18 protein-coding genes are annotated in these 20718 nt (G+C 71.9%); 3 read left to right on the forward strand and 15 right to left on the reverse strand.

Going from position 1 to position 20718, the window contains the following annotated elements; translation table 11 throughout:
- Positions 1 to 15 precede the first annotated feature (15 nt).
- The 11 genes from ACIOD2_RS42310 to ACIOD2_RS42360 are packed head-to-tail and all read right to left on the reverse strand — an operon-like array spanning position 16 to position 14479.
- The gene (locus ACIOD2_RS42310) at positions 16 to 2826 is read right to left on the reverse strand and encodes an aminotransferase (protein WP_400551019.1); all 2811 of its coding nucleotides are present in this window, start codon (positions 2824 to 2826) and stop codon (positions 16 to 18) included.
- Complete coding sequence (locus ACIOD2_RS42315) at positions 2823 to 3581, reverse strand: SDR family NAD(P)-dependent oxidoreductase (RefSeq protein WP_400551020.1); 759 nt, start codon at positions 3579 to 3581, stop codon at positions 2823 to 2825. The genes ACIOD2_RS42310 and ACIOD2_RS42315 overlap by 4 nt, the downstream gene beginning before the upstream one ends.
- On the reverse strand, positions 3571 to 6273 hold the full coding sequence (locus ACIOD2_RS42320; protein WP_400551021.1) for an aminotransferase class III-fold pyridoxal phosphate-dependent enzyme: 2703 nt from the start codon (positions 6271 to 6273) through the stop codon (positions 3571 to 3573). The genes ACIOD2_RS42315 and ACIOD2_RS42320 overlap by 11 nt, the downstream gene beginning before the upstream one ends.
- Positions 6270 to 7427: a DUF4149 domain-containing protein gene (locus ACIOD2_RS42325; RefSeq protein WP_400551022.1), complete on the reverse strand. Its 1158-nt coding sequence runs from the start codon at positions 7425 to 7427 to the stop codon at positions 6270 to 6272. Before ACIOD2_RS42325 ends, ACIOD2_RS42320 begins: the two co-directional genes overlap by 4 nt.
- The gene (locus tag ACIOD2_RS42330; RefSeq protein WP_400551023.1) at positions 7424 to 8260 is read right to left on the reverse strand and encodes an alpha/beta hydrolase; all 837 of its coding nucleotides are present in this window, start codon (positions 8258 to 8260) and stop codon (positions 7424 to 7426) included. Before ACIOD2_RS42330 ends, ACIOD2_RS42325 begins: the two co-directional genes overlap by 4 nt.
- On the reverse strand, positions 8257 to 9120 hold the full coding sequence (locus ACIOD2_RS42335) for an ABC transporter ATP-binding protein (RefSeq protein ID WP_400551024.1): 864 nt from the start codon (positions 9118 to 9120) through the stop codon (positions 8257 to 8259). The genes ACIOD2_RS42330 and ACIOD2_RS42335 overlap by 4 nt, the downstream gene beginning before the upstream one ends.
- Complete coding sequence (locus ACIOD2_RS42340; RefSeq protein WP_400551025.1) at positions 9113 to 9895, reverse strand: ABC transporter ATP-binding protein; 783 nt, start codon at positions 9893 to 9895, stop codon at positions 9113 to 9115. The genes ACIOD2_RS42335 and ACIOD2_RS42340 overlap by 8 nt, the downstream gene beginning before the upstream one ends.
- Before the next feature lie 4 nt (positions 9896 to 9899).
- The gene (locus ACIOD2_RS42345) at positions 9900 to 10745 is read right to left on the reverse strand and encodes an ABC transporter permease (RefSeq protein WP_400551026.1); all 846 of its coding nucleotides are present in this window, start codon (positions 10743 to 10745) and stop codon (positions 9900 to 9902) included.
- Positions 10742 to 11692: an ABC transporter permease gene (locus ACIOD2_RS42350; protein ID WP_400551027.1), complete on the reverse strand. Its 951-nt coding sequence runs from the start codon at positions 11690 to 11692 to the stop codon at positions 10742 to 10744. Before ACIOD2_RS42350 ends, ACIOD2_RS42345 begins: the two co-directional genes overlap by 4 nt.
- A gap of 4 nt (positions 11693 to 11696) precedes the next feature.
- Positions 11697 to 13331 (reverse strand): ABC transporter substrate-binding protein, encoded by a 1635-nt coding sequence (locus tag ACIOD2_RS42355; RefSeq protein ID WP_400551028.1) that lies wholly within the window; start codon positions 13329 to 13331, stop codon positions 11697 to 11699.
- Between the two features lie 14 nt (positions 13332 to 13345).
- Positions 13346 to 14479, reverse strand: a complete 1134-nt coding sequence (locus tag ACIOD2_RS42360) for a C45 family autoproteolytic acyltransferase/hydolase (RefSeq protein ID WP_400551029.1) — start codon at positions 14477 to 14479, stop codon at positions 13346 to 13348.
- Positions 14480 to 14695: 216 nt separating this feature from the next.
- Between ACIOD2_RS42360 and ACIOD2_RS42365 the strand changes: the two genes are divergently transcribed.
- From ACIOD2_RS42365 to ACIOD2_RS42375, 3 genes are all read left to right on the forward strand, one after another.
- Positions 14696 to 15460, forward strand: a complete 765-nt coding sequence (locus ACIOD2_RS42365; RefSeq protein ID WP_400551030.1) for a MurR/RpiR family transcriptional regulator — start codon at positions 14696 to 14698, stop codon at positions 15458 to 15460.
- 65 nt (positions 15461 to 15525) lie between these two features.
- Positions 15526 to 15909, forward strand: a complete 384-nt coding sequence (locus tag ACIOD2_RS42370; protein ID WP_400551031.1) for a DoxX family protein — start codon at positions 15526 to 15528, stop codon at positions 15907 to 15909.
- Between the two features lie 33 nt (positions 15910 to 15942).
- Positions 15943 to 16716: an IclR family transcriptional regulator gene (locus tag ACIOD2_RS42375; RefSeq protein WP_400551032.1), complete on the forward strand. Its 774-nt coding sequence runs from the start codon at positions 15943 to 15945 to the stop codon at positions 16714 to 16716.
- Between the two features lie 7 nt (positions 16717 to 16723).
- Here the strand turns inward: ACIOD2_RS42375 and ACIOD2_RS42380 are convergent, their stop codons facing one another.
- From ACIOD2_RS42380 to ACIOD2_RS42395, 4 genes are all read right to left on the reverse strand, one after another.
- Entirely contained in the window at positions 16724 to 17212 is a 489-nt protein-coding gene (locus ACIOD2_RS42380; RefSeq protein WP_400551033.1) for a beta-class carbonic anhydrase, read from the reverse strand.
- Positions 17213 to 17346: 134 nt separating this feature from the next.
- Entirely contained in the window at positions 17347 to 18315 is a 969-nt protein-coding gene (locus tag ACIOD2_RS42385; protein WP_400551616.1) for a ferritin-like domain-containing protein, read from the reverse strand.
- A gap of 192 nt (positions 18316 to 18507) precedes the next feature.
- On the reverse strand, positions 18508 to 18969 hold the full coding sequence (locus tag ACIOD2_RS42390) for an SRPBCC family protein (protein WP_400551034.1): 462 nt from the start codon (positions 18967 to 18969) through the stop codon (positions 18508 to 18510).
- A 44-nt stretch (positions 18970 to 19013) separates the two neighbouring features.
- Complete coding sequence (locus tag ACIOD2_RS42395) at positions 19014 to 20717, reverse strand: MOSC domain-containing protein (protein ID WP_400551035.1); 1704 nt, start codon at positions 20715 to 20717, stop codon at positions 19014 to 19016.
- Position 20718 lies beyond the last annotated feature (1 nt).

The raw sequence follows: 20718 nt of genomic DNA on the forward strand, positions 1-20718 counted from the left end.
CAGGTGCTCGTTCCGTTACCAGCCCTCGGTCAGCACGTGATCAAGCGTGTCGGCGAAGAAGTCGGCGTCGGCGGTCGTGATGCCCAGCGGCGGCTTGACCTTGAGCACGCACAGGCGGTCCGACGTCGGCTGCATGACGACGCCCAGCTCGCGCATCCGCTCGCAGATGGCGGCCGTCTCCGCGGCCGCCGGTTCGAGGGTCTCGCGGTCGCGCACCAGCTCGACGCCGATGTAGAGCCCCAGGCCGTGGACCGCGCCGATGATCGGGTGCCGCTCGGCCAGCTCCAGCAGCCGCTGCCGCAGGTGCGCGCCGACGACCCGGGCGTTCTCCTGCAGGCCCTCGTCGCGCAGCACGTCGAGCACGGTCAGCCCGGCGGCGCAGCTGACCGGGCTGCCGCCGGCCGAGGAGAAGAAGTACCCCTGGCCGCGGTAGCCCTCGGCGATCGCCTTCGTGGTGATCACGGCGCCGAGCGGGTGCCCGTTGCCCATCGCCTTGGCCACGGTGACGACGTCCGGCACGACACCCTGCTGCTCGAACCCCCAGAAGTGCTCGCCGAGCCGGCCGTACCCCACCTGCACCTCGTCGGCGATGCACAGTCCGCCCGCGCCGCGCACGGCGTCGTACACCGCGGCCAGGTAACCGTCCGGCAGGGCCATGCCGCCCGCGTTGCCGTAGAACGGCTCGGCCAGGAACGCCGCCGGCGGCCGGTCCATGCCGCGGATGTACGCGACGGCGTCTTCGGCGTAGCGCCCCGCCTCGGCGCCGCGGTACTCGCCGCGGAACGTGTTGGGCGCGGCGAGCGGGTGCACCCACGCCGGCCGGGTCGCCAGGGCGTTCGGGTTGTCGGCGACCGACGTCGAGACGGCGTCGGTCGCGTCCGACCAGCCGTGGTAGGCCTCCCGCACGGTCAGGACGTCCCGGCGGCCGGTGTTCGCCCAGGCCAGGCGCAGCGCGAGGTCGTCCGCCTCGGTGCCGCTGTTGACCAGGAACACGGTGTCGAGCGGCTCGGGCAGGAGCGCGGCGAGACGCTCCGAGAACTCCACGACGGCCTCGTAGTGGAACCGCGAGTTGGTGTTGAGCGTCCGCCACTGGCGCTCGACGGCATCGGCCAGCCGTGGGTGCCCGTGCCCGAGGATCGTCACGTTGTTGACCATGTCGAGGTAGGCGCGGCCGCCGACGTCGAACAGGTGCTGCCGCCAGCCGCGCTCGATCCGCGGCGGCTCGGCGTAGTAGTGCTCCTGGACCGGCGCGAACGCCGACCCCCGCCGCCGCAGCAGGCCGGGTGCCTCGGTGACGTCCGGGGCCCGCCCGATCAGCGGCGTCGGGTCCGGGCAGACGTGCGCCCACGCCCCGGCCATCGCGGGCGTCACGAAGAACGGCGGCCGGCTCTCGAGGCGCGTGACCTGGATCCGCACCGATCCCGCGTCCACCCGGCAGAGGACATCGCCGGCCTGCACGACGTCACCGGCCGGCCGCACCGGCCCGGACAGCCACAGGGTCTGCTCACCGCGGAGTGCGACGGCGTCGTCGTGCACCTCGACGGTGCCCGGCCACGGCGCCCGGATCTCCAGGGGCCCGGCACCGAACACCTCGACACCGAGCCCGGCGGTCGCGGGCTGCAGGGGCGAGTTCAGTCGGGTCCGGGTCAGCCGCGGCTGCAGGAACGGGACGTAGGCCATGCCCGTCGTCAGCTGATCCTCGACGTCGAGAAACCGTCCATTGTGGAGCAACGGGCTGATCGCCGACAGGTCGACGGGGTCGCACGGCCCGAACAGCGGCCGTCCCGCGGCCACCGGGCGCGCGGCCGGGGGCCGGACCGCCGAGCGGACCAGCTCGGTCATGACCTCGATCGGGACGGCGGTCGCCGCCTCGAAGATCCGCCACTCCTCGTCGAGGTTCTTCGCCGCGTACCGGTTGGCCCGGTCGATGTTCGCCTGGTGCCGGCCGCTGACCATGAGCGACGCCGCACGCAGCACGACCAGCGGCCACAACGCGGCCAGCTCGTCGTCCGAGACCGGACGGACCTGGTCGAACGCGCGGATCGCGGGCAGCAGGACGGCCGGATCGCCGTACGGCAGCAGCGAAGAACACGTCACCGCCAGCTCCGCGATCGCCCAGCTCCGCATGAGGTCGCCGAAGTCGATGACACCGGCCGGGTGCCGTCGTCCGTCGTCGCCGACGGCCGCGATGACGTTGTCCGCGGTCAGGTCGCCGTGCACCGCCTGCAGCGGCAGCCGGTCCGCGAACGGTGCCAGCGCGCCGGCGGCCGCGCGGGCCGCCTCGCGCACGGTGTCCGGCCTGGGGGCGAACTCCGCCAGCCGCGTGACGACGTCGTGCGCGTGGCGGAGGTCCCATTGGAGGTCTCGGTGGGGGAGTGGCCCGTCGAAGGTGGCGAGGGCGCGCGAGGTGCGGCCCGCCAGATCGCCGAGCGCGGCGACGACCGGCGGGGCCAGATACCGGCTCGTGCTCAGGGAAGCACCCTCGAGGTACGTCACGAGCCGCGCCACTGTGGACAGTCCGGGCAGCTCGACGGGCTGGACCGTGCGCCCGTCGAGACCGGGGACCGGCGACGGTGCCAGGATCCCGGAGCGGGCGACGTGCACGGCCGCGCGGTCCTGGGCGTCGAGGTCCTCGGCGGTGAACGCCGGGTTCGACACCTTCAGCACGAACGTGCCCGCGGGGGACACGATCCGGAAGTTGGCGTCCTGCTGGCTGCCCAGCTCCTCGGCGACGCCGTCGACGCCGTAGCGCTCGCGGACGAGGGTTTCGGCGTCGGCCGCGGAAAGCTTCGGTGTGGTCAAGGATTCCTGGTCGAAGAAGGTCATGCTCGCTCCTCGGCGATCGAGTTGCCGCCGTCGACGACGAGGCACTGACCGGTGACGTAGGACGCGGACGGGGTGCACAGGTAGGCGATCAGGCTCGCGACCTCGGCGGCGGTGCCGCTGCGGCCCATCGGCGTGCGCAGCCCCTGGGCGTGTTCGTGCGGGGTCTGGGAGTCGGTCGCGATCCAGCCGGGTGCCACGGCGTTGACCGTGACACCCTCGCCGGCCGCGTCCAGGGCCAGGCCGCGGACCAGGCCCACGACCCCGGCTTTGGCGGCGCCGTAAGCGACTTCGCCGCGCATGCCCATCACCGGCCCGGTCAGGCTGGCCACCATGACGAGCCGCCGTGCACCGGCGTCGAGCACGGCCCTGGCGAACAGGAACGCGGTGTCGAGGTTGCGGGCCAGGCTCGCGCGCCAGATCCCGAACGTGAGGTCCGCGGCCCGGCCGGATTCGTCCACTGTGGACAAGACCGACGTCATGCCCGCGCAGTGGACCGCGACGTCGACCCGGCCGAACCGGGTCAGCGCCGTGGCGACCAGGTCGTCGGCGGTCTCCGGCCGGGTCAGGTCGCCGACGTGGGAACCGGTCCCGGCGGGGAGCTCCGCCGCCCGCTCGTGGACGCGCTCGCTGCTCGCGGATACCACCAGCGAGGCACCCAGCGCGCCCAGTGCGGCGGCCGTCGCGAAGCCGATCCCGCGCGGCCCGCCGACCCCGGTCACCACGGCGACCAGGCCGGCCAGCGGCTCACCAGGCACGGCCGAGCACCTCGTCGAGCGTGGCCCCGAACAGGTCCGCGTCCTCGGTGGTGAACGTCAGCGGCGGCTTGATCTTGAGGACGCTGCCGGTCGCGCCGGTCGGGTAGACGAGCACCCCTTCGTCCTTCATCAGCTCGCTGACGTGCAGTGCCTCGGCGCCGGCGGGCTCCTTCGTCACGCGGTCCCGGACCAGCTCGACACCGAGGTACATCCCGTGCCCGCGGACGTCGCCGATCAGCTCGTGGCGCCCGGCGAGCGCGTCGAGGACGTCCTTGAAGTGGCGGCCGGTCTCCGCCGCGTGCCGCTGCAGGCCCTGCTCGGCGATCTCGTCGAGCACCGCCAGGCCGATGGCGCACGAAACCGGGTTGCCGCCGAAGGTGTTGAAGTACTTCATCCCGGTGTCGAACTCGTCGGCGATCTCCCGGGTCGTCACCACGGCGGCCAGCGGGTGGCCGTTGCCGATCGGCTTGCCCATCGTGACGATGTCCGGCACGACACCCTGGCTTTCGAAGCCCCAGAAGACGTCGCCGAACCGCCCGAACCCGACCTGGACCTCGTCGCAGATGCAGAGCCCGCCCGCGGCGCGCACCGCCGCGAAGGCTTCGGCGAGGTAGCCGTCCGGGTAGAAGACGCTGCCGGCGGTGCCCATCGCCGACTCCGCGATGAAGGCGGCCGGCGGGTGCCGGTCGGCCTGCCGCCGGACGTCCGCGGCGTAGGCACGCCCGGCCGCCGGATCGCCGTAACCGTGGCGGCCGCGGTACCGGTCGGGCTGCTCGACCTCGTGCGTCGACGGGTCCGGCCCGGTCCCGCCCGGCCCCTTGTAGCGGTTGGGGCTCAGGCCGGTGAGCACGGACGTGTTGCCGTGGTAGGCGCCGTCGACCACCAGGACGTCGCGCCGCCCGGTCACCTGCCGGGCCATCCGGACCGCCAGGTCGTTGGCCTCGCTGCCGCTGCAGACGAAGAACGCCACCCGCAGGGGCTCCGGCAGTGTCGCGGTGAGCCGCTCGGCGTACTCGGCGATCCCGGGGTAGACGAACCGGCTGTTGGTGTTGAGCTTGCGCAGCTGCGCCGTGGCCGCGGCCACCACCCGGGGGTTGGCGTGCCCGACGTGGCTGACGTTGTTGATCGCGTCGAGGTAGGCGCGGCCCCGGTCGTCGTGGAGCCAGTTCCCCCGGCCGCCGACGAGGTTCATCGGACGCCGGTAGTACGACCGCTGCGACCGGGCGAAGTGGACGCTGCGCGACGTCACGACCCGCTCGACGTCCCAGGTCTCGCCCCGCGGCGCCGCGGGGAGGCCGAGGAACTCCGCCGGGTCCGGGGACACGCTCGCCCAGGCGGCCGCCTGGGACGCGGGCACCAGGCCGGGCGCCAGGGCCGCCGTCTCGGCGGAACGGAAGAGCGCGACGCGGACCGCCGCGCCGGCCCGGCCGATCGGGGCGCCGGCCGCGATCGGGTCGCCGTCGCGGTGGGGGGTGGTCACGCCGGTCCAGCGCGACCAGAAGGGCTCCGGGCGGTCGTGGCGCAGGAGGACCGTCGCCGGCTCGCCGCGCACGACCACCGCGTCGAACGGCGAGTAGACGGTGAAGGGCTCCGGCGACTCGAGGACGAGACCGAGCCGGAGCGTCGCAGCCTCGCCGCCGGCGGTGGTCCGGCGCACGGGCGAGCGGGGCTCGAGGTGGCGTCCCCAGCTCACTCCGGCGGGCAGTTTCGGCGGGGCGCCCGCCGCCGGTGCGGTCCAGACCGTGGCGGGACGGCCCGCGGCCTCGCGGAGCACCGCCTCGGCCAGCTCCGGCGGGGTCGCGGCCAGCGCCGCGATCGCCGGCCGCGTGTGCCGCATCCGCTCGTCGCCGTAGGCGGTCGCCCGCCGCGTCCAGGTGACGGCGTTGACGCACAGCCTCGCGGCCGCCATGAGGAAGAGCACCGACAGTTCCGCGTCTTCGAGCGCGCTCTCGGCGGTGTAGCCGCGCACCACGGCCGCCGCGGCGGCGAGGGGATCGGCCTTGCGCAGCATCGCGTAGGCCACGGCGACCGCGAGCTCGCCGACGCGGGCGGTGTGGAGCGCGTCGCCGAAGTCGAGCACGGCGTGGACGTGGTGGCGGCCGTCCGGCTCGCGCCGGGCCAGGACGTTGAAGTCGTTGAAGTCCTGGTGGACCACCGCCTGCGGCAGCGCCGAGCCGTGCCGCTCCAAGGCTTGTGAGTACCTCGCGACGATGCGCCACACGTGATCGTCGACGGCGTCGTCGGTCATCGCCTCCGCGGCCCGGAGCACGTCCCAGTGGCTAGGCGGCGAGTCCGGCGGTTTCGGGGCGTCCTTCAGAGCCCCCACCAGCCGCGCGGCCGTGGCGCCCAGCTCTTCGAGGAGTTCCGGGGCGTGACTGTCCAGTTCGGACAGTGTCGGGCCGTCCAACCAGGACTGCACGGTGACGGCGCGGCGGCCGGTGACCACCAGGGACTCGCCGTCGAGGGCGGCACGCACGCGAGGCACCCGGACACCGCCGGCGTCGGCGAGCCGCATCAGCTCGTGCTGCCACCGGATGCGCGCGACGTCGGCCCGGGGCGGCGAGACCTTCACGACGACCCGGGACCCGTCGTCCAGCCGCACGACGGAGTTCTCGTCCAGCTCGCCGCCCAGCGGGAAGACGTCGACGCCGGTCAGCCCGTAGTGGTCCTTCAGCACGTCGAGGACGGTCATCGCGCGACCTCGGGGTTGTCGATGCGCTCGTGGAGCTTGAGGTTGGCGAAGAACGCCGCCACGACCGTCGCGAGCAGGACGAACACCGCCGTGAAGAGCGCGCCGGTGGCGGGTGGCTCGGCCGCTCCGCCCGCTTGTTCACGCGCGGAGCCGTTGAGGAACGGCACGACCGCGATCACCGCGACCCCCACCACGGCCTCCAGCGTCACGATCCGCGGGAAGTGCCCGACCGCGACGGCGAACACCGAGCGGGTGTCGCCGGCGACCCGCAGCCGCGCGATGCGGGGGAGCAGGACGAACTCGTTGACCGCGCCGCAGACGAGCAGCACGGCGACGAGCGTGATCTTCAGCAGCAGGAACCGGCCGTACGGCGTTTCCCAGAGCTGGGCGGGCGAGCCGACGGACTTCCAGCCGAGCCACAGGCCCGAGACGATCACGACGCCCACGCAGACCTCGGCGACGACGCTGAAGCGCCGCCAGACCCGGCCCCAGACCGGTCCGGCCGACTCGCCGAGCCGCGAGCGCGCCCCGGCCAGCACGACCAGCGTCACGATCCCGCCCACCCACGTGCAGCCCGCGATGGGGTGCGCGTAGCTCAGCACGGTCATCGTCCAGGTGTCGGCGGTCTGCCCGTCGAGGGTGCCCGGGATGGCCGTGACCAGCTGCGCGACGACGAGAAGCGGGAAGGTGACCGCGGCGATCGTGTCGGCACGATCGCGCAAGGACGTGCGGAACAGCAGGAGGGGCAGGATCGCCGACACGGCGAAGAGCACGTACGTGATGAGCACCAAGAGGTTGGGCGCGACCCAGACCGACGCCTTGCCGGGCACGGTCAGGTAGGCCCAGATCGCCGACGGTGAAAGCGCTTCCCCGAAGGACATCCCGTCGGTCGCCCGCGCCGCCTTGCCGGCGAGCTGCGGGTAGAGCGCGGCCAGCAGGACGACCCCCGACCACGCCATCACCAACGCCGACCGTCTGGTGAGGACGGTCCGGTCCTCGGGATCGGCGTCGCGCAGCGCGGGCCGAAGGGCCACCGTGTGGACGAGGGTCGAGCCCATCACGGCGGCCAGCCCGGCGAAGTAGCCGAACTTGGTGACCAGGCGCCACAGGGGCGGGATGACGTCGGTGTCGACGGCGGCGGCCAGGACGGTCATGAGGGTTCCTCTCCGCGACGCCGGGCGTCGATCAGTTCGGCGAAGAAGTCGCGCACCGGTGACAGGACCTGGGAACCGTGGTGCGAGACTCCCGGGACCAGCTCGAACCGGACGGTGATGCCGTGGGCGGTGAAGTCGCGTTCCAGGGTCTTCAGGCGTTCGACGCGGGTGTCGCCGGTCAGCTCGGCGCCGGCCATCCAGTTGGGCTCACCGGGGTTGGTGATCTCCCAGGTCTCGACGTCCTGGTCGCCGACCACCATCAGCACGGGCACGCGCCGCAACGCCTCGACGTCGATCGGCTGGCCGAACGTCTTCTCGAAGTCCGCCGTGCCCAGCCACCACGGCAGCGTGTCGTCGAGCCGGGTGATCCGGCCGGGCGCGCCGATCGACACCCCCGCCAGCCGGTCCGGGTGCAGGTAGAAGAAGCGGTGCGCGAACTGGCCGCCGCCGGAAAAGCCGTGCAGGTAGAACTGCCCGGCGTCGACCGGGTAGCGCTGCGCGACCTCGTCCACCATGGACAGCAGCACCTGGTCGTAGCGGATGCCCTGGTAGTCGAGGAACTTGTAGTTGTGCAGGTCCCCGGGGTCGATGATGCCCGCGGGGAAGAGCGGCGCGAGCACGACGACGCCGTGTTCCTCGGCGAAGGGCCGCAGGTGGTCGCGGTAGAGCAGGAAGTTGCGCTCGGTCCCGTGCACGACCACGACGATCGGCGTGCCGGGAGCCAGGTTTTCCGGGACGTGGAGGCAGTAGCTGAAGCGCTGGTCGTGGCGCGAGGCGAACACCGGGGTGCTGCCCCGGCTCCAGCGCGCGGACGTGGGTTCGGGTGGGGTCATGCGAGCGAACTCCTTGCAGGCTCACGGCGGGTCGCGGCGAACACGGCCCGCAGCTCGGCGACCCGCTCGGGCTGCCAGTCGGGTCCGGGTGCCGACGACAGCAGCATCTCGGTGTAGGGGTGCTGCGGGCGGCACAGCACGTCGGTGGTGGCGCCATGCTCGACGCACTCGCCCTCGTACATCACGAGCACCTGGTCGGTCACCTCGGCGACCACGGCCAGGTCGTGGCTGACGAAGACCAGGCTCACACCCGACTCGCGCCGGATCTCGTTGAGCAGGGCCAGGATCTGGGCCTGCACCGAGACGTCGAGGGCCGACACGGCCTCGTCGAGCACGAGCACCGCCGGGTCGACGGCGAGGGCCTTGGCGATCGCGACCCGCTGGCGCTGGCCGCCGCTCAGCTGGTGCGGCCGCGAGCCGGCCTTGGACTCGCCGAGCCCGACGCGGTCCAGCAACGTCCGGACGTGCCCGGCCGCGCCCGCCGACGTCAAGTCGGGGCGGTGTCGGCGAAGGACGTCACGCAGGGCGTCTTCGACGGTGAGCCGCCGGTCGAGCGAACCGTACGGGTCCTGGAACACCATCTGCGCCTCACGCGCCCGGGCCAGGCGCGCCTTCCGGCCGCGGGCCCGCCACTGCCGGTCCCGGCCGTCGATCGTGACGGTGCCCGCGTCGGGCCGGGCCAGGCCGACGATCATCCGGGCGAGCGTGGTCTTGCCGGAGCCCGACTCGCCGACCAGGCCGAGCGAGCCGCCCTTCGGCAGCCGGAAGCCGATCCGCTTGGCCGCGGTGACCGCCGCGGTGCCGCCGCGGCGCGCGGGGTAGGTCTTGGTGAGGCCGTCCGCCACGAGTGCGTCAGGCATGGCGGGGCTCCCGTTCCGGCAGGCGCGGCGTCGCGTCGGCCAGTGCCTTGGTGTAGGGGTTGGCCGGGTCGACGAACACCGTCTTGCCCGGCTGCTCGTCGACGATCGAGCCGTCCTTCATCACGTACACGCGGTCGCAGAACGCGCCGGCCAGCAGCAGGTCGTGCGTGATGAACAGGACGGCCAGCTCCCGTTCGCGCCGCAATCGCCGCAGCAGAGCCAACACCTCCGCCTGCGTGGTCACGTCGAGGGCGCTGGTCGCCTCGTCGGCCAGCAGCACCTTCGGATCCGTGCTCAGCGCGGCGGCGATGACGACGCGCTGCAGCATCCCGCCCGACAGCTGGTGCGGGTAGCGGCGCAGCAGGTTCTCCGGATCCCGCAGGCCGACCTCGGCCATGAGGTCGACGAGCCGCCGGGTCGCCTCGGCCTTCGGCACACCGTGCACGTGGACCAGGCGCTCGGTGGCCGAGTCGCCGATCCGCCGGACCGGGTTCAGCGACGAGCGCGGGTCCTGGAAGATCATCGCCGCGTGCTCGGTGCGGATCGCGCGGCAGCTGTCCGGGTCGGCGGGGGAGTGCCCGCAGACGGAGATCGAGCCGGACGTCTGCGCGCCGTCGGGCACCAGCTGCAGGACCGCGCGGGCCGTCGTCGACTTGCCCGACCCGGACTCGCCGACGAGACCGACGGCTTCGCCGGTGCCGACCTCCAGGGAGACGTCTTGCAGGATCCGGTGCCCGGGCACCGAAAGGGACAGGTTTTCCACCGTGAGCAGCATGGGCCTACCTCCGGACCGCGAGCTTGTCGGAAAGCCGGACACCGACCACGTTGGTCGCCACGACGACGATCGCGATGGTCAGCCCCGGCACGAGCGCCGGCCCGAGCACACCCTGGATGACGCCGGTCCGGCTCTCCTCGACCATCAGGCCCCAGTCCGAGCTGGGCGGCTGGGAGCCGAAGCCGAGGAAGTTGAGCGTCGCCAGGCTCATCAGGCCGTCGCCGAACAGCACCACGAGGTAGCCGAGCAGCGTCGGCAGCATGTTGGGCAGCACGTACCGCAGGCACAGCTCGAACCCGCCCGCGCCCTGCAGCCGGTACGAGTCGACGTACGGCCGGGCCAGCTCCTCCAGGGCGATGGCCCGGGTGAACTTCGCGATGACCGGCGCGTAGGCCAGCCCCATCCCGATCACCGCCGTCACGGTCCCGCTGTCGAACACCGCGATGATCATGATCACGAACAGCAGGCCGGGGAAGGCGAACATGACGTCGGTGATGCGCGCCAGCAGCGTGTCGACCCAGCCGCGGTGCAACGCCGCGGTCAGTCCGATGAGGACACCGAGCGCCGTGGCCAGTGCCAGCAGGGCGATCGAGCCGAGCAGGGTCGGCCGGGCGCCGTCGACCACCCGCGACAGCAGGTCGCGCCCGAGCTGGTCGGTGCCGAGCCAGTGCGCCGGGCTCGGTGGCACCCAGATCGCGTCGAAGCTGGTGGCGGCGGGGTCGTAGGGCGTGACCCACGGTGAGAGCACCGCCGCGCCGACGGCGATCGCGAGGATCGCCAGGCACGGGTAGAACGCCCAGTCGCGCCGCTTGCGCGGGACGGCCAGGACCGGGGCGCCGACGGCCGTCATGCGGCACCACTCCTCTCGAGCGTGCGGGGGTCGATCAGCGGGTACAGGAGGTCGACGACGACCGTCACGGCCATGTACGCCAGCACCATGTAGAGCAGGATCGCCTGCACCACCGGGAAGTCGTGCGCGTTGATGGAGTCGACGAGCATGCTGCCGACCCCGCTGAGGCCGAACACGGACTCGATCACGACGGTGCCCGCGAGCATGCTCGCGATGATCAGGCCGCACATCGTCACGACCGGGCCGAGCGAGTTGCGCAGCACGTGCCGCCGGACGATCTTGCGGCGCGCCAGCCCGAAACTGCGGGCGACGTCGACGTGCTCGAGGCTCTGCTGCTCGACCATGGTCTGCCGCGTCACCCGGCTCACCACGGCGAACGCGCCGATCGCCAGGGCGATCGCGGGCAGCGTCAGGTGGTAGAGCCGGCCGCCGAAGCCCTCGCCGCTGCCGGAGACGTCGAACCACCGGAGCTGGACCGCGAACACCGACACCAGCACCAGCGCCACCACGAAGTTGGGGATCGAGGTGAGGAACGTGGTGACCCCGGTGATCGACGCGTCGACCGTCGACCCCCGTTTCAACGCCGACACCACGCCGAGCAGGACGCCGACCACGACGAACAGCAGCGCGGCCATGGCCACGAGCGTCAGCGTGACCGGCAGCCGGCTGGTCATCAGGTCCGCCACGGGCTGCTTGTAGACGAACGACGTGCCGAGGTCCCCGTGCAGGACCCCCTTGAGCCACGACAGGTACTGGCTCAGGAACGAGTCGTCCAGGTGGTAGGCCGCGCGCACCGCCGCGACCCGGTCCGGCGTCCGGTCCTCCGGGTTCTTGATCAGGAAGGTCAGCGGATCACCGGGGGCGGCGTACATCCCCGCGAAGATCACGAACGAGCTGACGACCAGGGTGAGGACGAGGGCGCCGAGCCGCCGGGCCAGGGTGAGCATCGCGTCAGCCCTTCGTGCCCAGATCGGCCGCCCACGGGTAGTAGCGGAACGCGCCGGAGGCCGGCACCCCCGTCACCTTCGAGGACATCGCGACGGTGCTGGGACTGAGGATCGCGCTGATCCACGGTTTCGCGTCCGCCCAGCGCTGCGCGAGCTCGACCGCGATCTTCGCGCGCGCGGCGTCGTCGAGGGCTGCCCGCCCGTCGAGCACCAGCTTGTCGTAGGCCGGGTCCTTCAGCACCCACTGCACCGAGGAGGTGGAGGCGCCGTTCTTGTAGAAGCCGACCGGGTCGCTCTTGGACACGAAGTAGTCGTCCATGTAGACGTCGGCCTTGGCGCGCAGATCGGGGTTGTCGTAGAAGTCGCCGTACTGGACGGTCGGGATCTGCGTGATCGACGCCTGCAGGCCGATCTTCTGCGCGGCGGACACCAGGGCGTTGGCCAGCGTGTCGCGGATCGAGGAACCGTCGCTGGCGACGACGATCGGCTTGGCCGCCCCGGTCGCGAGCTTCTTGGCCTCGGCGATGTCGGCGTCGGACGGCTTGTCCGGCGAGCCGCCGAGCTTGTCGTAGGCGGCCTGGAACGTCGACTTCTCGTAACCCCAGGCACCCGAGCCGACCGGTTCCTTCCACGGCTGGCCGAGCCCGGCGAACGCGGCCCGGTTGACGCCGTCGCGATCGAGGGCCAGGGACAGCGCTTTCCGGACGTTCGGGTCGGCCAGCCCGCCGCGCTCGGTGACCATGTAGCTCCAGACCCGGGTGTCCGGGCCCTGGCTCACCGTGATGTCGGGGGACTTCACCAGCCGCGCCGCCGACGAGATGTTCTCGATGTAGGACCCCTGCGCGGATCCGGTGACCAGCGAGTTGACGATCGCGTCGTCGGCGGCCCACTTGAAGGTGATCTCGCCGACCTTCGACGCCTTGGCCGCGTTCCAGTAGTTCGCGGCCTTGGCCAGCACGACGCTGGTCCCGGGCTTCCACTCCTTGAGCTGCAACGGTCCCGAGCACGCGTCCGGGCTCGACGGCGTGCCGAACTCCTTGCCGCGGGCCTCGACGACCTTGCGTTCCTGGATGAGCCCCGCGTCGCCGGCGAGCGCCTCGACGAACACCGCGTCGGGCTGCTTCATCGTGAAGGTCAGCTCGTGCGGGCCGGTCTGCGCGAACGAGGCCACGTTGGGGAACTCGTCCGACTCGGCGTTGCCGTCGGTGGCGTTGCGTTTCATGCTCCACACCACGTCGTCCATGGTCACCGGGGCGCCGTCGTGGAACGTGGCGTTGTCGCGGAGGGTGAACACGAGCTGGGTCGGTGTCTTCCACTCGTACTTGCTCGCCAGCCCCGGCCCGACGCTCATGTCCGGCTCGAGCTGGTTGAGCCGCTCGCAGACGTTGGCCATGATCAGGTCCGACTGGTCGTTGGCGTCCGAATTGGACAGATCGAGGTTGGTCGGCTCCTTGGACATCAGCCAGGTGGCCTTCTCGAGCGGGCCGGCCGCGGCGGGGGTCGCGTCGGCCAGCTTGACGTTCGCCTTGGCGTCGGCGGCGGCCGGGCCGGGCGCGCCGCTGCACGCCGCCGTCAGCGTGGCGATCGCGCAGAGGGCGACACCGGCGGAAACACGGTGTCTGGCGGAGGATGCGGGCATGGCGGTGCTCCTCGTCACTGGTACAGGTTGAACGGAACGAGCTCGTAGGGGTGCTCGCAGGGAGAACCCGGCGCGACGTAGTAGTCGCCGGAGGTGAGGTCGACGCAGCTGGACAGGGTGGTCGACCAGCGGTCGATCTCCGGGGCCCGCTCGTCGGGGTGGGTGCAGAGCGAGTCGGGGTGGCCCAGGTGGTCCGACATCGCGGTGTGGATGGCGGCGCGGACGTCGGCGGACTTCTCCGCCCGCGCGGCTTTCCGCAGCCCGCGGCGCGCTTGTGGCACGCGGACGAGCGAGTCCGGGGACATCGGCCGGTGGTGCCCGGCCGGCCGGGGCGGGTCGAAGGCCTCGTAGTGGTTGCCGTGCACGAGGAGCCCGGTGTCGTCGGGGTAGGCCCAGCCGTGCCCGCCCGGCGTGGTCTCGACGTCGATCGAGAAGCCGTCGCGGTGGGTCAGCAGGGCGTTGCTCGGGATGTGCGCCTTCGTCCAGGTCAACGTCTTCAGCGCGTCGGCGACGTTCCCGGCGTCGAGCACGGCCCGCCGGATGACGGTCTGCGGCATGCCGATCGAGTCGTCGATCCGGCCGCCGAGGCCGTTGGCGTTGAGCGCCAGGCCGAGGGAGTTGGCGCCGTGCCGGCCGATCTGGCCGGCTTCCAGCTGCATGATCAGCGTCGGCTTGGGCGGCTGGACGACCCGCAGCACGACGACCGTGTCGCGGATGGCGTGGCGCCAGTCCCAGTTCTGCCCGGCGTAGACGTGCCCGTCGCCGGCGGCGCCGTCGGTGAGGGAGAAAGAAGTACAGCCCTCGACCGCTCCGCGCGCGCCGTCCGGGTCGTCGACGCGGGCGAACCAGTTGTCGTACATGATTTCGCCGCGGCAGTTGAGGGCGACGACGTCGGCCGTCTCGACGCCCGCGCCCTCGGCGATTCCCGCCATCTCTTCGAAGATCTCGGGGAAGTCCTGCTCGACGAGCCGCTGCCACGGCCGGCAGTGCGCGAGCGCGTCGGCCCAGCTCAGGCCGGCTTGGCGGGCGAAGCCTTCGCGGTAGTAGGCGAGGGCGGCCACGATGAGGTCGGCGGCCTCGGCGCCGTACTGCTTGCCGCGCTCGAGCGGCGAAACGCTCGATACCTCGATGACTCTGGGGCTGGGCATGGGGGTCACTCCCTGAACCAGGTGCGTAAATCTCGTTACAGACGTCCATCTTGTTGTACGATTGCGTTCGTGATGGAACGAGACCATACGCCAGCGGCCCCGGTTGTAACAGACTTAACGCGAAATCAGGGCATCACGGATCTCCGTGCCCGCATCCGGGAGCACTGGGAGCGGCTCTCGCCCGCCGCACAGGAGGTGTGCCGGCTCCTCGGGGAAATGACGCCCGAGCAGCTGCTCTACCGGTCCGCCGTCGAGCTCGGCGCCGAGACGCGCACGAGCAACGCGACCGTCGTCCGCACGCTCCAGACCCTCGGTTATGCCGGCCTGGCCGAGCTGAAGACCGCCATCGCACGCCCCTTCACCGACCAGACGCCGCCGGAGGTGCGCGCGCGAAGCCGGGTCGAGGCGACGAAGGGCGACCTGCCGAACGTCTGGGAGATGGTCACCACCGAGTGGGCCGACCGGATCAAGCTGATGCGCGACGGGTTCTCCGTCGAGGCCTACCAGCGCGCGGTCGAGCTGATGCTGAGCGCGCGCGAGATCGTGCCGTTCGGGTTCGCCGCGTCGTTCGTGGTCGCCGAGCACCTCACGTTCAAGCTGCGGCGCCTCGGCCGCCGGGCCCGCACGATCCGCTCGTCCGGCTTCGGCCTGCCCGACGACCTGCTCGGCATCGAGCGCGGCGACGTCGTGATCGCGTTCGACCCGGGCCGGCTGCTGGTCGACGTCGACGTGCTGCTCGACCGGGTGCGGACGGTCGGCGCCGGCTGCGTCCTCGTCACCGCCGAGCTGGCCGACCAGCTCAAGGACGCGGTCGACGTCGTCCTGATCGCGCCGCACTCGCCGACCGGCCTCACCGGCGACGCCGCCACGGCGATGGTCGTCGCCGACGCGCTGATCCAGGGGGTCGCCGCCTCCGACGTCGAGACCACCGTCGAGTACTCGCACACGCTCAACACCCTGCGTCAGCAGATGGGATTCTGACCCGCTGTCACAAACCGCGATCGAGCGGCATCTTGAGGTCGATCACCGAGACCTCAAGGAGAAACGTGAACCTCGCACTGTGGATCGTCGCCGGGCTGCTCGCCGTCGTCGCGCTGACCGGCGGCGTCAGCAAGACGTTCGTGCCCAAGGAGAAACTCGCCGCGATCCCCGGCGGGCAGTGGACCGGCGACTTCGGTGCCGGCTTCGTCAAGACCCTCGGGATCCTCGAGCTGCTGGCCGCGATCGGGCTGGTCCTGCCCGCCCTCGTCGGCGTCGCACCGGTTCTCGTGCCGGTGACGGCGGCCTGCTGGGTGCTGCTGATGATCGGCGCGATGGTCACCCACCTCCGCCACGACGGCGCCGCCAAGTTCGTCGCCCTGAACCTGACCTACCTCGCGCTCGCGGCTTTCCTCGCGTGGGGCCGGTTCGGTCCCGCGTCTTTCGCCTGAACGGCCGCACCGGCGAGTAAGATCGGGATCCACATGGTGGAACCAGGTGGGGACAAGGACGACGTGTCGAACCACACGGAAGGCGCGGAGACGGCCCGGCGCGCGCTGCGGCTCGTCGAAGCCGTCGTGGCGGCCGGGGAGCCGGTCGGCCTGCCGGACCTCGTCGCGCAGGTCGGCCTGTCGAAGAGCACCTGCTACCGCCTGCTGCGGGTGCTGCAGGAAGAACGCTACGTCGACCGGATCGACTCGGGTGGCTACTTCGCCGGCAGCCGCCTGGTCGGCGTCGCCGCGGCGGTGCTCCCGCAGGCCGCGCTGCACCAGGCGGCGGCCCCGGCCCTGCGCGCGCTCGCCGACACCACGGGCGAGACGGCGACCCTGCACGTCCGCAGCGGCGGCCGGGCGGTCCTGGTGCTCGGCGCCGAAAGCACCGCCGAGGTCCTCCGCCGCGCGGCGACGATCGGCGAGACGACCCGGCTCGGCCGCGGTGCGAGCGGCCGGGCCATCCTCGCCGCCCTGCCCGTCCGGGACGCGGACCGCCTGGCCGGCCAGGCCGACGACGCCGAAGAGCTGCGCGCGGCCCTGGCCAAGGCCCGCACCGACGGGTACGTCCTGTCGTTCGGCGAGGACCACCCTGGCGTGCACGGCATCGCCGCGCCCGTTCCGTCCACATTCGACGGTGACGGCGGCATGTCGGTCGCGGTGTCCGGTCCGGCGGAGCGCTGGACGGAGGCCCGGATGCGGGCCTCCGTGCCGTGGCTGCTGGAGACGTGCGCGGAGCTGGGGATCCTGTTCGCGAAAGAGGCTTGAGCGCCGGTCAGGCGACCTCGTTCAGCTTCCCGGTCGCGACGTCGAAGACGAACCCGCGCACCGAGTCCTTCTTGGGGATGAACGGGCTGTTCCTGATCCGCGCGATCGACTGGCGCACGTCGGTGTCGAGGTCGGTGAAGGCTTCGGCGGCCCAGGCGGGCTTGACGCCGACGTCCTCCTGGATCGACTTCTTGAAGTCGTCGTCGGTGAAGGTCAGCATGCCGCAGTCGGTGTGGTGGATGAGGATGATCTCCTCGGTGCCGAGCAGCCGCTGGCTGATGGCGAGCGACCGGATCTCGTCCTCGGTGACGACCCCGCCGGCGTTGCGGATGACGTGCGCTTCGCCCTCGTTGAGGCCGAGCACGCCGTAGACGTTGATGCGCGCGTCCATGCAGGCCAGGACGGCGACGTGCTTGGCGGGCGGCAGCGGCAGCGGTCCGGAGAACCGGGCGGCGTACTCGGCGTTGTTGGCCAGGAGGTCGTCGGTGACCGACATGGTGGTCCTTCCGCGGTAGGGATGGCTCGGCCGAGTGGACCCCTCGGATGCACCCATGCGCAACCGTGCCCATGTCCTGGGACCGGTGACCGCCCGTCCGGCCGGGTCACCGGGACCCGGCCGGACGGCGCCGGTCAGTTGGCGGCGCTGGTGTTGACCTCGCCGTTGACGCCCTTGGGGAAAAACCCGCCGGAGGTGGCGGCCTTGTTCGTCAGGTAGACGATGTTCAGGACCTGGCCGGGTGAGCGGCTGTAGGCGATGCCGTTGGCGTCGGTGGGGACGATGTTGGCGTTGCCGTGGCTGTCGATGACGCCTTGGTCGTCGTCGGTCGGGCCGTCGAGGCTGTCGCGGGCGGCCGACAGTTTGAGCGTGGCCTTGCCTTCGCCGCGCTGGTAAAGCGCGCTGCGGATGTTCGCCGCGTGGTAGGCCTCCACCGCGAGGATCCCCGCGGCGGCTTCGAGGTAGGTTTTGTTGGTGATCAGCGGGGCTGCGCCTTTGTAGGCGGTGACGCCGACGTCTTCGAAGAGGAATGCGGCGAGCAGGAAGTTCTCTTCGCAGGAGAACGCGTCGAACGTCTGCCCGGGTTTGACGAGTCCGGCGGCCTGAGCGGCCGCGGTGAAACTCGCCCGCAGGTCGATGGCGGGACGGCTGACGGCGGCGGAGCCGAGTGCGGAGCGCAGGAACTGGACGTGGGCTTTCTCGTCGCCGGCGATTTCTTGGGCGTATTGCTTGGCGGCTTTGGTTTGGAAGTGGACGGCGCGTCCGCCGGTGACGCCGCCGCGGTTGCCGGTGCCGGTGGTCATCGCGTCGTCGAGGCCTCGGCCGCTGACGGCGTGCAGGTAGAACTCGGCTTCGAGGTATTCGAGGTTGAGGGCGAAGTTGAGGACGGCGCCGTCGCTGACCCCGCTCGGCGCGGCGGCTGCTGCGGCGGGTCGGGCGGTGGCCGCGGACGCGGACGCGGTTCCGGCGGTGAGGCCACCCAGCGCCCCGGCGCCGACGACGCCGAGTCCGGTCATGCCGGCTGCTTTGAGGAAGCGGCGGCGGTCCTGGTCGTTTTCGGCGCTGCGGTTGATCATCGACGCGGCGAAATTCTTGCCAAACACGGGCGATCTCCTTCCCGCCCGCGCGCGGCGCTGCGCGACCACGGGCGTACCCGGCGGCCGGGCGGCACCCGGAACCGGGGGTGGATCCTTCGTGGACCTCACCCTTTCGGCGCCGCGACGGCCGCGGATTGGTCGGCTTCCCGTCCGTTTCGTCCACAAAGGACAAGTTGTCGCCTGAACGGGCGAATGGTGTCACTCCACCGTGCGGGCCAGGATGCCGAGGGTCGCGCGCAGGGCCGCTTCCGGGATGATCGGGAAGCCGATCTTGTCCCGGTAGCGGTCCTCGATCCGGCTCCAGTCGTAGTACGACGTGACCAGGGTGCCGTCGCCGTCCGGTGCCAGCCGGTAGCCGTACAGGTGCCGGATCGGCGGCTGGATCGTGCCGGAGATGGTCCATTCCAGCAGTGCGTCCTGCTCGTACCCGGTGATGATCACCGTGACGTCGTACTTGCCCATCGGCACGTCGTTGAGGGCTTCGCGGTCCATGTGGACGACGAACTCGTCACCCACCCCGCGGACCGGTTCGCCGTCCGCCGACTGCAGCATCCCCGAGCTGTCGATGGCGACGTGCCCCCGCGGGTCGCTCAGCAGGGCGAACACCTTCGCCGGCGGTGCCTCGACCTTGCGGGTCACTTCGAACCGTTCTGCCGTCATGACACCGAGACTGCCACGGCCGCGGCGGGCACGCCGCTCAGGGCTCAGAGGTCCAGGACCAGATCACTCCCCGGCCGGGCGCAGCACACCAGTGCCGTGCCCGGTGGTGGATCCTCCAGCGGATCGGGCTCGTACTCGACGGTGCCGGACAGGACCGGCGTCACGCACGTCTGGCAGACGCCGGTGCGGCACGACCAGCGGGTCGGCACGTCGCACGCCTCGGCGAACTCCAGGACGTTCGGGTACTGCTCGCTCCACGGCACCGTCAGGCCGCTGCGGGCGAACGTGACCCGGGGGCCGGTGCCCGGCGGGGTCGCCGGCGGGTGGGGCGCCGGGTGCACGGCGCCGACGATCCCGGGGTTGATCGCCGGCAGCGCGCCGAACAGTTCACTGTGGACACGGCCCGGCGCCAGGCCGAGTTCGACGAGCGCGTCCCGCGTCGCGGTCATGAACGCCTCCGGGCCGCAAACGTATGCGGTCGCGTCGGCCGGCAGGTCCAAAGTAGACAAAGCGGCCCGGTCGAGACGCCCCCGGCGCGCGCCGGGCGTACCGGGCGGCGGGGTTTCCGCCGTGTAGAAGACGTCTTCGCGGGCTTGGGGGAGACTCGCCAGCAGCTGGTGGGCTTCGGTGGCGAACGCGTGCTCGGTGGCCGAGCGGGTGGTGTGCAGCCAGCGGACGTCCCGCTTGGCGCCCGCCGCGGCCAGCGCGTGCAGCATCGCCAGTACCGGCGTGACGCCGATGCCGGCGGAGATCAGCAGCACCGGGGAGTCGTCGTCGGCCAGGACGAAGTCGCCGCGCGGCGCGGCGACCGGCAGCAGCGCGCCGGGAGCCAGGTGGGTGTGGAGGTAGCCGCTCACGGCGCCGTCGCGCTTCACGCTGATCCGGTACTCCGCATCCGACGCGCCCGCCGACAGCGAGTAGCTGCGCACCGGCGCCGGGTCGCCGGCCCCGGGGACCCGCAGGGTGAGGAACTGGCCGGGTTCGGGCCGGGGGAGGTGCGAACCGTCGGGCGCGGCCAGGTGGATCGACGTGACGGTCGTGCTCTCCGGCACGAGCCGGGTGACACGCAGCTCGCGGAACCCGGCCCAGGCCTGGGTTTCCGGCGCCCGCTCGTCGAGCAGCTCGCGGAACGACCCCTGCCAGCCGGGGCTGAGCGCCGGGATGTCGACGGCCTTGCGGAGGTCGGCGGCGTCCCGGCCGGGCAGGTAGAGCAGCGCGTCGATCGCGGCGACGCTCATCTCGTGACGCCCCGTCCGGGTGCGGACGATCTCGTCACCCGCCCGGACCCGGCCTTCGCGGATCACCCGCAGGTAGAAGCCGGGCCGGTGGTGCGCGACCAGCAGCGCGGGGATCCGCGGCTCGCCGAGGCGCATCCCCACCCGGAAGCACGTGACGCGCGGCTGGGTGACCTCGAACTCGGCCTCCCCGATCCGGTAGCGGTCGCCGATGTGCACCTCGTCGTCGGCCAGGCCGTCGACGGTGAAGTTCTCGCCGAACTGGCCGTATTCGAGGTCGTCGCGGCCCAGCTCGTCGCGCCAGAACTCGTAGGACTGGCGCTGGTAGACGAGCACCGCGCGGTTCTCGCCGCCGTGGCCGCCCAGGTCGCCCTGCCCGTCGCCGTCGATGTTGAGCCGGCGGGCCATCACCGGGCCGTCGACGGGGTACTTGAAGATGCCGGTGTGGACGGTCCGGCCCTGCCAGGGCACGTCCTTCGGTTTCCCGACGTTGAGGGACAGCAGTTTCGGCACG

The sequence above is a fragment of the Amycolatopsis sp. NPDC088138 genome (assembly GCF_044741685.1).
Taxonomy (GTDB): domain Bacteria; phylum Actinomycetota; class Actinomycetes; order Mycobacteriales; family Pseudonocardiaceae; genus Amycolatopsis.

Bases quoted from the DNA above. Each gene is read 5' to 3' on its own strand.
- ACIOD2_RS42310 (WP_400551019.1), bottom strand. From the start codon at position 2,826: ATGACCTTCTTCGACCAGGAATCCTTGACCACACCGAAGCTTTCCGCG.
- ACIOD2_RS42320 (WP_400551021.1), bottom strand. From the start codon at position 6,273: ATGACCGTCCTCGACGTGCTGAAGGACCACTACGGGCTGACCGGCGTC.
- ACIOD2_RS42325 (WP_400551022.1), bottom strand. From the start codon at position 7,427: ATGACCGTCCTGGCCGCCGCCGTCGACACCGACGTCATCCCGCCCCTG.
- ACIOD2_RS42330 (WP_400551023.1), bottom strand. From the start codon at position 8,260: ATGACCCCACCCGAACCCACGTCCGCGCGCTGGAGCCGGGGCAGCACC.
- ACIOD2_RS42335 (WP_400551024.1), bottom strand. From the start codon at position 9,120: ATGCCTGACGCACTCGTGGCGGACGGCCTCACCAAGACCTACCCCGCG.
- ACIOD2_RS42340 (WP_400551025.1), bottom strand. From the start codon at position 9,895: ATGCTGCTCACGGTGGAAAACCTGTCCCTTTCGGTGCCCGGGCACCGG.
- ACIOD2_RS42345 (WP_400551026.1), bottom strand. From the start codon at position 10,745: ATGACGGCCGTCGGCGCCCCGGTCCTGGCCGTCCCGCGCAAGCGGCGC.
- ACIOD2_RS42350 (WP_400551027.1), bottom strand. From the start codon at position 11,692: ATGCTCACCCTGGCCCGGCGGCTCGGCGCCCTCGTCCTCACCCTGGTC.
- ACIOD2_RS42355 (WP_400551028.1), bottom strand. From the start codon at position 13,331: ATGCCCGCATCCTCCGCCAGACACCGTGTTTCCGCCGGTGTCGCCCTC.
- ACIOD2_RS42360 (WP_400551029.1), bottom strand. From the start codon at position 14,479: ATGCCCAGCCCCAGAGTCATCGAGGTATCGAGCGTTTCGCCGCTCGAG.
- ACIOD2_RS42365 (WP_400551030.1), top strand. From the start codon at position 14,696: ATGACGCCCGAGCAGCTGCTCTACCGGTCCGCCGTCGAGCTCGGCGCC.
- ACIOD2_RS42375 (WP_400551032.1), top strand. From the start codon at position 15,943: ATGGTGGAACCAGGTGGGGACAAGGACGACGTGTCGAACCACACGGAA.
- ACIOD2_RS42380 (WP_400551033.1), bottom strand. From the start codon at position 17,212: ATGTCGGTCACCGACGACCTCCTGGCCAACAACGCCGAGTACGCCGCC.
- ACIOD2_RS42390 (WP_400551034.1), bottom strand. From the start codon at position 18,969: ATGACGGCAGAACGGTTCGAAGTGACCCGCAAGGTCGAGGCACCGCCG.